The sequence below is a fragment of the Halanaerobiales bacterium genome (genome assembly GCA_035270125.1).
Lineage (GTDB): Bacteria > Bacillota > Halanaerobiia > Halanaerobiales > DATFIM01 > DATFIM01.
Map to the genome: position 1 here is coordinate 1 of DATFIM010000094.1, position 11,872 is coordinate 11,872.

General features: G+C 29.6%; 12 protein-coding genes. 10 read left to right on the plus strand and 2 right to left on the minus strand.

Going from position 1 to position 11,872, the window contains the following annotated elements; translation table 11 throughout:
• The 5 genes from VJ881_05070 to VJ881_05090 all read left to right on the plus strand — a co-directional run.
• Positions 1-240 (plus strand): formate--tetrahydrofolate ligase (locus VJ881_05070; GenBank protein HKL75420.1); only part of this gene is annotated, 240 nt, incomplete at its 5' end.
• Positions 241-339: 99 nt separating this feature from the next.
• Positions 340-1,215, plus strand: a complete 876-nt coding sequence (locus tag VJ881_05075) for a DMT family transporter (GenBank protein HKL75421.1) — start codon at positions 340-342, stop codon at positions 1,213-1,215.
• A 169-nt stretch (positions 1,216-1,384) separates the two neighbouring features.
• A complete protein-coding gene (gene pstB / locus VJ881_05080) occupies positions 1,385-2,143 on the plus strand; it encodes a phosphate ABC transporter ATP-binding protein PstB (GenBank protein HKL75422.1) in 759 nt (252 codons plus the stop codon).
• Positions 2,144-2,156: 13 nt separating this feature from the next.
• Positions 2,157-2,807, plus strand: coding sequence for a phosphate signaling complex protein PhoU (gene phoU / locus VJ881_05085; protein HKL75423.1), 651 nt, complete (start codon positions 2,157-2,159; stop codon positions 2,805-2,807).
• A 139-nt stretch (positions 2,808-2,946) separates the two neighbouring features.
• On the plus strand, positions 2,947-4,620 hold the full coding sequence (locus VJ881_05090; GenBank protein ID HKL75424.1) for an alpha-glucosidase: 1,674 nt from the start codon (positions 2,947-2,949) through the stop codon (positions 4,618-4,620).
• Positions 4,621-4,667: 47 nt separating this feature from the next.
• On the opposite strand, the gene VJ881_05095 is transcribed toward VJ881_05090, so the two are convergent.
• Complete coding sequence (locus VJ881_05095) at positions 4,668-5,738, minus strand: type I phosphomannose isomerase catalytic subunit (GenBank protein HKL75425.1); 1,071 nt, start codon at positions 5,736-5,738, stop codon at positions 4,668-4,670.
• 233 nt (positions 5,739-5,971) lie between these two features.
• Between VJ881_05095 and VJ881_05100 the strand changes: the two genes are divergently transcribed.
• The 4 genes from VJ881_05100 (at position 5,972) to VJ881_05115 (ending at position 10,072) form a co-directional block, all read left to right on the plus strand.
• Complete coding sequence (locus tag VJ881_05100; protein ID HKL75426.1) at positions 5,972-7,720, plus strand: ABC transporter ATP-binding protein; 1,749 nt, start codon at positions 5,972-5,974, stop codon at positions 7,718-7,720.
• A 111-nt stretch (positions 7,721-7,831) separates the two neighbouring features.
• The gene (yedF, locus tag VJ881_05105; GenBank protein ID HKL75427.1) at positions 7,832-8,401 is read left to right on the plus strand and encodes a sulfurtransferase-like selenium metabolism protein YedF; all 570 of its coding nucleotides are present in this window, start codon (positions 7,832-7,834) and stop codon (positions 8,399-8,401) included.
• Positions 8,402-8,417: 16 nt separating this feature from the next.
• Positions 8,418-9,461, plus strand: a complete 1,044-nt coding sequence (selD, locus tag VJ881_05110; GenBank protein HKL75428.1) for a selenide, water dikinase SelD — start codon at positions 8,418-8,420, stop codon at positions 9,459-9,461.
• Positions 9,462-9,580: 119 nt separating this feature from the next.
• Complete coding sequence (locus VJ881_05115) at positions 9,581-10,072, plus strand: PspC domain-containing protein (protein HKL75429.1); 492 nt, start codon at positions 9,581-9,583, stop codon at positions 10,070-10,072.
• 2 nt (positions 10,073-10,074) lie between these two features.
• Here the strand turns inward: VJ881_05115 and VJ881_05120 are convergent, their stop codons facing one another.
• Entirely contained in the window at positions 10,075-10,584 is a 510-nt protein-coding gene (locus VJ881_05120; protein HKL75430.1) for a biotin transporter BioY, read from the minus strand.
• 239 nt (positions 10,585-10,823) lie between these two features.
• Here VJ881_05120 and tdh point away from each other — a divergent pair, with 239 nt between their 5' ends.
• A complete protein-coding gene (tdh, locus tag VJ881_05125) occupies positions 10,824-11,864 on the plus strand; it encodes an L-threonine 3-dehydrogenase (protein ID HKL75431.1) in 1,041 nt (346 codons plus the stop codon).
• The last annotated feature ends 8 nt before the right edge of the window (positions 11,865-11,872 follow it).

Genomic DNA, 11,872 nt, shown 5'->3' on the forward strand with positions numbered 1-11,872 from the left:
GGTTATGATGATATGCCAATCTGTATGGCAAAAACTCAGAATTCCATTTCAGATAATCCAAAACTAAAAGGTAGACCTGAAGGATTTACAGTATCAGTAAGAGAGATAAACCTTTCAGCAGGAGCAGGATTCCTTGTACCACTAACAGGACCTGTAATGACAATGCCTGGTTTACCAAAAAGACCATCAGCAGAAGATATAGATGTTGATGAAGATGGTAAGATTACTGGTTTATTCTAAAAATTCAGTATTATATTAATTTAAATAAAAAACTTAATTTGGGCAGAGGGTTATTCCTTCTGCTCAAATATTTTAAATAATAAAAGCATAGGTGATAATATGAATTTAAGTAGAAATTTTAGAGGTTCACTGCTGGCACTTTTATCAGCAGCTGGTTTTGGAACCCTTCCTATTTTAGCATTATATGCCTATCAGGGAGGAGTTACTGTATTTTCTTTGATTTTTATAAGATATAGTTTAACAGCTATATTTATTTTCTCTTTTATTTTTATTAGAAAAAGCAAAATAAATTTAACTTACATAGAATTATTTAAATTATTTATATTTGGTGGGATTATCTATTCATTTCAAAACTTTTTTTATTTTTCAGCTTTAAATCATATTCCAGCTTCTCTTGCACTTTTAGTTTTTTATACATATCCAACTTTAGTCGCCATATTTTCGGTGTTTTTGGGTGATAGGTTAACAAAAAAGGGAATAATTTCTATAATCATAGCTACTTTTGGTTTAGTATTAGTTTTTGGGAATGCTATTTCAGAGATAAGTTTGATTGGAATTAGTTTTTCAGCTGGATCTGCCATATTTTATGCAGTTTATACTTTATATGGAAACCACCTTTTAGATGAAATATCTCTTATTAATACTATTGCTTTTGCCAGTTTATTTGCTTCTTTTTCATTTTTAAGTATTGGTTTAATTACAGATACTCTTCATTTTAACTTTGATTATCTGGCCTGGATTCCTGCAATTTCAATAAGTATTATTACAATGTTTAGTTTCCTTGCCTTTTTTAGAGCAATAAAATTAACAAGTCCTGTTAAGGTATCGGTTTTAAGTATGCTTGAACCTATTGTAGGGATTTTTCTTTCTATTTTACTTTTTGCAGATAAATTTAATTTCAGACAGGGGATAGGTGCCTTTTTTGTATTACTTGGTTCTTTTATAGCTATTAAAAACAAAAGTAAAAAAGTTTAAACTAAATAATAATCTTTACTTTCCTGCTTTAAAAGGCAGGATTTTTCTTTTAGTATAGAAGAAAAAAATTAATTTAACGATATTTTTACAGGATTTTAACAGGATATTAACATTAGGCTGCTATACTAAATTTAAAGTGATAATGATGGTAATTGAAAGGAGATATTGTATGGTAACTAATAAAATGGAGGTTCAGGACCTGGATTTTTATTATGGAGATTTTCAGGCCCTTAAAAATATTAATATTGAAATCAAAAAAAATAAAGTTACTGCCTTAATTGGTCCTTCAGGGTGTGGTAAATCAACCTTTTTGCGATCATTAAATAGAATGAATGACCTTATTACAGGAGCAAAAGTAGATGGGAAAGTACTATTAGATGGAGAAAATATTTATCAACAAAAAATAGATGTAGTGGAACTTAGAAAAAAAGTAGGTATGGTTTTTCAACAACCCAACCCTTTTCCTAAATCTATTTATGATAATGTTGCCTATGGACCAAGAATCCATGGTTTAAAAGATAAAAATAAACTTGACGAAATAGTTGAAGAAAGTTTAAGAGGAGCTGCATTATGGGATGAAGTTAAAGATAGACTGGATGATTCAGCTCTTGATATTTCTGGAGGACAGCAGCAGCGATTGTGTATTGCTAGAGCTCTTGCTGTAAAACCTGAAGTTCTGCTTATGGATGAACCAGCTTCTGCTCTTGATCCAGTGGCTACAAATAAAATAGAGGATTTAATAGATGATTTGAAGAAGAATTATACTATAGTAATAGTTACTCATAATATGCAACAGGCAGCCAGAATATCTGATAACACAGCATTTTTCTTAATGGGAGACCTTATAGAGTTTGATAAAACAGAAAAATTATTTGAAAATCCTGAGAATCAAAAGACTGAAGATTATATTACAGGACGATTCGGTTAAAGGAGGATGATTTATGAGAAAAGGATTTCACGAGCAACTTAAAGACTTAGAAAATGATATGATTAAAATGGGAAGTATGGTTGAAGAAGCTATTCATAAAAGTATTAAAGCTTTACAGGAAAAAGACCTTGAATTAGCCCAGGAAGTTCTTGATGAAGATGATAAAATAGATGATTTCGAAATAAAATTAGAAGAAGAAACAACCCGTTTAATTGCTTTGCAACAACCTGTAGCTAAAGATTTACGTGAAATCATTGTAATTTCTAAGCTTGCTACAGATCTGGAAAGAATAGGAGATCATGCCTGGAATATTGCAAATATGGTTTTAAAAATTGGTGATGAACCTCTTATTAAACCACTTATTGATATTCCACGTATGACAAATATAGTAACAAGAAGGTTGAGAGAAAGTCTGGATGCTTTTATAAATCTTGATGTAGAAAAAGCCAAAGAAATAGCCAAAGAAGATGATGAGGTCGATGTATTGGATGAACAAATATTAAGAGAGTTACTTACTTTCATGATAGAAGATCCTTCTAAGATAGAGCAGGCCACTTCTCTTATATTTGTAAGTCGATTTTTAGAAAGAATAGGAGATCATTCTACAAATGTTTGTGAAAGAGTTATATATATGAAAACTGGAGAAAGAGATTTTAATTATTAATAAAGTTTTAAATCTAAATATCTCCCCTTATTTAGCGGATATGCTTTGATTAGCATATCCTTTTTTTATTTTAAATTAATCTTTAGTATGGTATAATTTTTTAAAGTTAGCTAATCATATTAAATAAGGAGGATATGTTTTGGATTACAAATGGTGGAAAGAAGCAGTTGTTTATCAAATTTATGTAAGAAGTTTTAATGATAGTAATGGTGATGGGATAGGTGATTTACAGGGAGTAATAAAAAAAATAGATTACTTAGATAAATTAGGGGTCGATGTGGTCTGGCTTAATCCAGTTTATGAATCACCTGATGATGACAATGGCTATGACATTAGTAATTATAAAAAGATCAGTGATAAATTTGGTGATATGAATGATTGGAATTATCTTATAAAGGAGTTACATAAAAGAGATATAAAATTAATTATGGATTTAGTAGTTAATCATACTTCAGATGAACATAGGTGGTTTAAAAAGTCTTTTTCTAAAGATAGTCCATATCGAGATTATTATATCTGGGAAAAAGGTGGGAAAAATAATCCACCAAATAATTGGGAGTCATTTTTTAAAGGATCTGCCTGGGAATATGATGAGAAAAGTAAAGAATATTATCTTCATTTATTTTCTAAAAAACAACCAGATCTTAACTGGGAAAATAAAAAGGTGAGAGAAGAAGTTTATGATATAATGAAATGGTGGTTAGATAAAGGAATAGATGGTTTCAGGATGGATGTTATAAATTTAATTTCTAAAAATCAAAAATTTTGTGATGGTGAAAATGAAGGACTTATTGGAAGTGAGTATTTTGCTAATGGGCCAAGGGTTCATGAATATATTCAGGAAATGAATGAAAAAGTTTTAAGTAATTATGATCTTATGACAGTTGGTGAAACTGTAATGGTTAGTCCTGAGGAAGGGTCAAAATATGTAGCTGCAGCTAGAAATGAATTAAATATGATTATTCATTTTGATCATATGGGTTTAGATGAAGGAGAAGACGGAAAATATTCATCACCCCAAAAAATCGATTTACTGGAACTTAAAAAAATAACAACTGAATGGCAGTATAAGTTGGAAGAAGAAAATGGCTGGCACAGTAATTATTTAAGTAATCATGATCAACCAAGAATGGTTTCTCGTTTTGGAGATGATGATGAATATAGAGTAGAATCTGCTAAAATGCTTGCAACCTTTTTACATACAATAAAAGGAACTCCTTTTATTTATCAGGGAGAAGAGATTGGGATGACAAATACTGTTTTTGAAAGTATTGAAGAAATGGATGATATTGATACTATAAATTATTTTTACGATGAAAAGAAAAAGGGTAATATTAATTCTTTTTCTGAAATAAAAGACATTTTAAATTATAGAACTAGAGATAATGCCAGGACACCTATGCAATGGAATGATGAGAAAAATGCTGGTTTTACAACTGGCAGTCCCTGGTTGAAAGTTAATCAAAATTATAAAAAAATAAATGTCAAAAAAGCTCTATCTTATGAAAATTCTATTTTTTACTATTATCAAAAATTAATTGAATTAAGGAAAGAAAATCCAGTATTTGTTTATGGTAAATATAAGTTGATTTTAGAAGAAGACAAAGAAATATACGCATATCTTCGTGAAGGTAAAGAAGAAAAATTATTAGTGGTCTTAAACTTTTTTGAAGAAGAAAGCACTTTTGAAATCCCTGATAACATTGAATATAATAATTATGAACTTCTAATAAGTAATTATAATAAAGAAGAAAATAAAATTTCGAAAATAGAGTTAAAACCATATGAATCAAGAGTATATAAATTAAAATAATGATGATTAAAGCACTGTCTATAAAAATTATGACAGTGCTTATTACTTTATTTGAAGAAGTTTATACCTGGGATTTGGGATATTTTATTAGAAGATATTTTTAATTTTTTCAAATAATTCATCATTTCTTCTAAATTTTCTGGAATATAAGTTCTCAAAAACTCACCTTTTCCTTCTATTTTAACATTTTTAAGAGAAGCAGGAATAAGAATTGTTTCACCAGGATGTAAATTATAATTTTTATTATCAGCTTTAATTTTTTTATTTCCTTCAAGATTTATAATAATGTAAAATCTTTTTGAAGCAGGTTTAAAATTGAATTCTTTTTTTAAAGAAATACGTTCCACTGCAAAATAAGGTGATATGGTTAGAAATTTTTGTTTATAATTATTGTTTTCATAAATTACATCTTTATTATTTTTAGGATTGTCCATTTTTTGATTTATAGATTTAATTACTTTAAAAGCTTTTTTAATATGTAAAGGTCTGGAATTTCCATTTTTATCTGTTCTATTCCAATCAAAAATTCTATATGTTGTGTCAGAGTTTTGTTGTATTTCTGCTAATAAAATACCTCCTTTGATAGCATGTATAGTACCACCTGGTATGAAAAAGAAATCTCCTGCACTAACTTCTATTTCATTTAAGTAAGATTTTAAATTCCCATTTTTGGTAGCTTTTTTGAGTTTTTTATTATTAACTTCAGAATTTAAACCATAAACCAATTTAGAATTTTCTTCGGCAGCTAATATATACCACATTTCTGTTTTTCCACTTTTTTGCTTTAAATTTTTATTAATATTATCAGCAGGATGAACCTGGACAGATAACCTTTTATTTGCATCTATAAATTTAATTAAAAGAGGGAATTTTTCATTTATAGGAATAAAGTTTCCAATTAATTGAGTTCCATATATTTTTATCAATTCATTTAAAGTTTTACCTGCAAGAAAACCATTTTTTACTATACTTACACCACTTTCATTATCAGTTATTTCCCAACTTTCCCCAGTTTTGTTAGATGGTATTTTTTTTGAGAAGTTTTCTTTTAATTTTTTTCCTCCCCAAATTTTTTCTTTATAGATTTCTTCAAATTTTAATGGATATAATTTTTGCATATTAATCAACTCCTGTAAATTCGTTAGAGAGTTTTGTACTATATTACTTCTATTATAACACTTATTTCCCTTTTTTTCTTTTGCATAATAAGATTTGTTATGTTAAAATATTAAAGACATAATTTATATTTTTGAAACAATAAATTAAAAATATAGATTAATAAGATTCATTAAACTATAATATTAAGTTAATTATTATATTTTCTAATTTATATAAAATTAAGGAGGATTTTATGTTTAAAAAGTTTGCCGGGTATTATAAAAATCACTGGAAATTATTTGTGATGGATATTTTTTGTGCATTTATTATGTCAGGACTTGATCTTGTTTTTCCACTTTTTATTCAAAGATTAATTGATACTTATTTTCCCAACCAAAATTTTAATATGGTTTTTAGAATAGTAATTATTTTATTTGTATTATATATTTTAAGATTTATATTACAATATATTGTCCATTATTGGGGACATGTTGTTGGAATTAGAATGGAAACTGATATGCGGGAAGAGTTATTTGAGCATCTCCAGAAATTATCTTTCAAATTTTATGATGATAATAAAGTTGGTTATTTAATGTCTAGAATTGTAAATGACTTAAATAATATTTCAGAACTTGCTCACCATGGCCCTGAAGATCTTTTTATTTCTTCTATGATGCTTATTGGTTCTTTTGGAATAATGGCCTCTATGAACCTTAAACTGGCCTTATTTACTTTTATGCTTTTACCGGTTATGTTTTATTTTTCTTTAATATTAGGTCAAAAAATGTATAGTGCATTTAAAGATATCAGAGAAAGAATTGCTGAGGTTAATTCTATTATAGAGGATAGTTTAAGTGGTATTAGAGTAGTAAAATCATTTACCAATGAACCCTTTGAAAAAGAAAAATTTGATGAAGGAAATCATCAATTTAGAGAATCAAGAGAATATGCGATGAAAAATATGGCAAAGTTTCATTCTGGAATGAATTTATTTATTAATATGATCCGTTTAATTACCTTAGGGGCTGGTGGTTATTTTATATATAAAGGTGAATTAAGTGCAGGTCAACTTGTAGCCTTTTTGTTTTATGTAAATATGTTTATGCAGCCTATTAGGAGACTTGTCAATTTCAATGAACAATTACAAAGAGGTATGTCTGGTTTTAACAGATTTACGAGTCTGCTTGCTGTAGAGCCTCAAATAAAAGATAAAAAAGAAGCTGTTGAACTTAAAAATGTAAGGGGCAGGATAAAATATAAAAATGTTAGTTTTAGTTATGATGAAAATGAACATGTCTTAAATAATGTTAATATTGATGTTGAACCAGGGCAAACAGTTGCTTTTGTAGGACCCTCTGGAGCAGGAAAATCTACTATTTGTAATTTGCTTCCCCGTTTTTATGAAATAAATGATGGCGAAATTTTAATAGATGAAGTTAATATCAAAGATATTAATATAAGTTCTTTAAGAAGTAATATAGGGATAGTACAACAGGATGTGTTTTTATTTAATGGCACTATCAAGGATAATATACTTTATGGAAACTTTAAAGCAACAGAAAAAGAAGTTATTGAAGCAGCTAAAAAGGCAAATGCTCATCAGTTTATAATGAATATGAATAATGGTTATGAAACAGATATCGGTGAAAGAGGAGTTAAGTTATCAGGAGGGCAAAAACAGAGAATATCTATTGCCCGTTCTTTTCTTAAAAATCCACCTATTTTAATTTTAGATGAAGCAACGTCTTCACTAGATAATAAAAGTGAAAAAATAATTCAGAGATCTTTACAAAAACTATCTGAAGGAAGAACAACCTTAGTTATTGCTCACCGTCTTTCAACTGTTAAAGATGCAGATGAAATACTTGTTTTAACTGAAGATGGTATTGTAGAGAGAGGAAAGCATGATCAGCTTATTAATAAAGATGGTGGAGTATATCAAAGCTTATATAAAACTCAGTTTATAGAAGATCCGGAAGCAGATGATGTTTACTTCAAATAAAAGAATTATTCTAGCATAAAGCTATCTTATAATAACTATAAGGTAGCTTTATTATTTTTGGCCGATATGTTATACTATTTTTGAATAATAAGTATGAGAGAGGTGAAAAATATGAAAAAGATAGATGCTAAGGGTTTAGATTGTCCTGAGCCAGTTGTTTTGACAAAAAATGCATTAAAAGAAAATAAAGAGATTATTACAATTGTTGATAATGAGGCAGCAGCCAATAATGTCAAAAAGCTTGCAACTAAACTTGGGGCCAAAGCAGAGATAAAAAAGATTGATAGTAATTTTGAAGTAAATATTAAAAAAACTGAAAAGAATAGTGAAAAAGATGAGAACAAATCTGAAGGAAAAGTTTATTTCTTCAAATCAGATAAATTAGGTAAAGGGGAGGATGAATTAGGTAATGTTTTAATAAAGGGATTTCTCCACACTCTTTTAGAATTAGATCCTTTACCACAAAAATTAATTTTTATGAATTCAGGAGTTAAGATTGCTACTGAAAATGAAGATGCAATTGACAGTTTGAAAAAATTAGAAGATAAAGGAGTTACAATTTTATCCTGTGGTACCTGTCTTGATTATTATGGTCTGGAAGATAAATTGGATGTAGGAGAAATTAGTAATATGTATGAAATAGTAGAAAGTTTAAATAGCTCAAATGTAATTACTATTTAGATAGGAGGTATGATAAATGACTAAAGAAGATTTACGCTTAACTCAATATAGTAAAACTTCTGGTTGAGCTGCCAAAGTGGGTCCTAAGACCCTGTCGCAGGTTCTGCGTCAAGTTGATTTTTTTAGTGAAGATGAAGATTTGTTAATAGGATTAGGAACAGCTGATGATGCTACTGTTTATAAAATAGATGAAGAGCGGGCAATAATCCAGTCAGTTGACTTTTTTACTCCAGTAGTTGATGATCCTTATCTATTTGGGCAGGTAGCTGCTGCAAATGCGATAAGTGATATTTATGCTATGGGAGGTAAACCGGTTTTAGCAATGAATATTGTTTGTTTTCCATCCTGTTTGGAAGAAGAGGTTTTAGTCGAAATTTTAAGAGGTGGAGCAGCAAAAGTTAAAGAAGCTGGGGCCACCATTGCTGGGGGACATACAGTAAAAGATGATGAACCTAAATATGGACTATCAGTCAGTGGTTTTGTTAAACATGAAAATATTTTGCCTAACTCTAAAGCTAAAAAAGGTGATAAATTAGTTTTAACAAAATCAATAGGTACTGGTATATATGTTTCTGCTATAAAAGGTGGGTTATGTGAAGGTGGCAAAGAAAATCCTGCTGTAAAAAATATGTTGACCCTAAATGATAAAGCAGTTGACCCTATGCATAACAATGATGTGCGCTCCTGTACTGATGTAACGGGCTTTGGACTTTTAGGTCATATGGTTGAGATGGCCCGGGGGAGTAATGCGGAATTAACTCTTGATACTGATAAAGTCCCGATTATGGATGGTGTTCGTGATTATGCTGAAATGGGATTAGTACCAGGAGGGGCTTATGATAATAAAGATAATTTTATAGGAGATACAGAAATTAATAATAATTTAGAAGAAGTTATGGTTGATATGCTCTTTGATCCTCAGACTTCAGGAGGACTTTTGATCTCAGTGCCTGCTGATAAAGCTTCTGATCTTTTAAGAGATTTAAATAAAAATGGAGTAGAAGAAGCTGCTATAATTGGAGAGGTTACTGGAGAAGGAACTAAAGTAATAGTAGAATAGCTTTTATAAAAGTCCAGAAATTTTTCTGGACTTTTTTGTTGCTATAAAGTTGTTTAATATAGTATAATATATTAAAATAGTAATAAAGATATAATTATAGTAAAAAAGGGGATGAAATTATGGCCAAGAGATTGTATAGAGCCTCTGAAGAAAAAAGTATGATTGGGGGAGTATGTGCTGGAATTGCAGAATATTTTGATATTGACCCAACTCTGGTAAGATTGGCTTTTCTTTTTATAGTGTTGGCCCGGGGGGCAGGTCTTTTAGCTTATATTATTGCCTGGGTTGTTATACCCCAAAAACCTGCTCATATTGAGGAAGAATCTACTAATAAATCTAATTTTGATAAAGATGAATCTGAATTTGAGACAGAAGAAAAAGAAAAAAAGAACGAAAATAATGAGGGTAACAAAGAAGATGAAAAAAAAACTAAAAAAGACAGTACTAAAAAAAGAAAGAGTACAGAAAACAGCAAATTGCTTGGAGTAATTCTTATTGCTATGGGTGGTATTTTTTTAGTTGATATCTGGATACCTCATTTTTATTGGGGGAGAATTTGGCCTATATTAATTATAGGCCTTGGTTTGGGAATTTTAATAAAAGACAAGTAAAATTATAATTTTTCTATTGGGATTTTAGCAGTCAAATAGGCTGCTAAAATTACTTTTAAAATGTCTCCTGGAATAAAAGGAACAACTCCTGACATTAAAGCTTTAGGTAAAGCTAAACCGGTGTATATCATCAAACCAATTGCTCCTAAAATATAAACTACTCCTAAACCAGCCAAATTATAGAAAAATTTAGTTTTGATATTTCTTTTTCCTAATCCAGCTATATAACCTGCAATTAAAAATCCATATATATAACCAGCTGTTGGACCAAAAAGAGCACCAATTCCACCAGTACCTCCAGCAAATACAGGTAAACCTGCTGATCCTAAAAGTACATAAATTACCTGACTGTAAAATCCACCTTTGGCTCCTAATAATCCTCCGGCTAAAAAAGTAAATAAAAGTTGAAGTGTAACCGGTACAGGACTTCCAGGGAGGGGAATTATGATAAAAGCTCCTACTGCAGTTAAAGCTGCCATAATACTTATGCGAGTCATTGTTTTTAATTTCACTATTTTCCTCCTTTTAATATAATCTATAAAATATGATATATAATAAATCGTAAAAAGTATAACATAAGTTATTATTAATTAAAAGTTTTTATTTTTCTATAATCTTAAAAATATTTATTTAATTTAAAGCAGGAAAATTTGATTAATTAATGAATAAATAATATAGACTATTAAGTAGTAGAGTAGCAATATATTTTTAATAGATTTGTGGTTTTAATTTGGATAAGGGGGTAATAATTGTGAATGGTAAAATGAAAGCTATTGTTAAAACGAAAGAAGCTAAAGGGGCAGAAATCAAGGAGGTTTCTATTCCGGATTATGGCCCTGAACAGGTTTTGATTAAGGTAGAGAGTACTTCTATTTGTGGTACTGATCTTCATATTTATGAATGGAATAAGTGGGCCCAAAAGAATATATCAGTTCCACAAATAATGGGACATGAAGTAGCAGGAAAAGTTGTTGAAGTAGGAGATAGAGTTGAAAATATTGAAGAAGGAGATTTTATTTCTGCTGAAACTCATATACCCTGTGGTCATTGTTATCAATGTAAAACAGGTAATCAACATATTTGTAATAATATGAGAATTTTAGGTGTTCATAAAGATGGAGTATTTGCAGAATATGCAGTTATTGATGCAGTTGATGTTTGGAAAAATGATCCTACTATTCCAGCTGAATATGCTTCTCTACAGGAACCAATGGGAAATGCAATAGACACTATTTTGGCTGGTGATGTAGCAGGAAAAAATGTTTTAATTACTGGAGCAGGACCTGCTGGATTAATTTCTGTTTCTGTAGCAAGAGCTTTTGGAGCAACTCAAGTAATAGTAAGTGAACCTAATGATTATAGAAGAAAAATAGCTTTAGAAATGGGAGCAGATAAAGTAGTAAATCCTTTAGAAGAGGATTTAGCAAGTATAGTATATGATAGAACAGATGGTATCGGAGTAGATTTTGTCGCTGAAATGTCTGGTAATGAACATGCTTTAAATGAAGCGCTTGACTTAATTACTGCTGGTGGAAAAATGGGATTACTGGGATTACCTGATGACAATGTAAGTCTTGATCTCACTAATGATGTGATTTTTAAAGGTATTACTCTGGTTGGAGTAACGGGTAGAAAAATGTTTAATACCTGGTATACTGCCAGTCGTCTTTTAAAAGAAGAAAGAATTGATCTTGATCCATTAATAACCCACACATTTTCTTTAGAAGAATTTGAAAAAGGTATGGAACTTATGGAAAGCGGTAATTGTGGTAAAATTATTTTGAAACCTTAAGGGAGGTT

Coding starts and splice junctions, on each gene's coding strand:
- VJ881_05075 (HKL75421.1), top strand. CDS start 340: ATGAATTTAAGTAGAAATTTTAGAGGTTCACTGCTGGCACTTTTATCA.
- pstB (HKL75422.1), top strand. CDS start 1,385: ATGGTAACTAATAAAATGGAGGTTCAGGACCTGGATTTTTATTATGGA.
- phoU (HKL75423.1), top strand. CDS start 2,157: ATGAGAAAAGGATTTCACGAGCAACTTAAAGACTTAGAAAATGATATG.
- VJ881_05095 (HKL75425.1), bottom strand. CDS start 5,738: ATGCAAAAATTATATCCATTAAAATTTGAAGAAATCTATAAAGAAAAA.
- VJ881_05100 (HKL75426.1), top strand. CDS start 5,972: ATGTTTAAAAAGTTTGCCGGGTATTATAAAAATCACTGGAAATTATTT.
- yedF (HKL75427.1), top strand. CDS start 7,832: ATGAAAAAGATAGATGCTAAGGGTTTAGATTGTCCTGAGCCAGTTGTT.
- VJ881_05115 (HKL75429.1), top strand. CDS start 9,581: ATGGCCAAGAGATTGTATAGAGCCTCTGAAGAAAAAAGTATGATTGGG.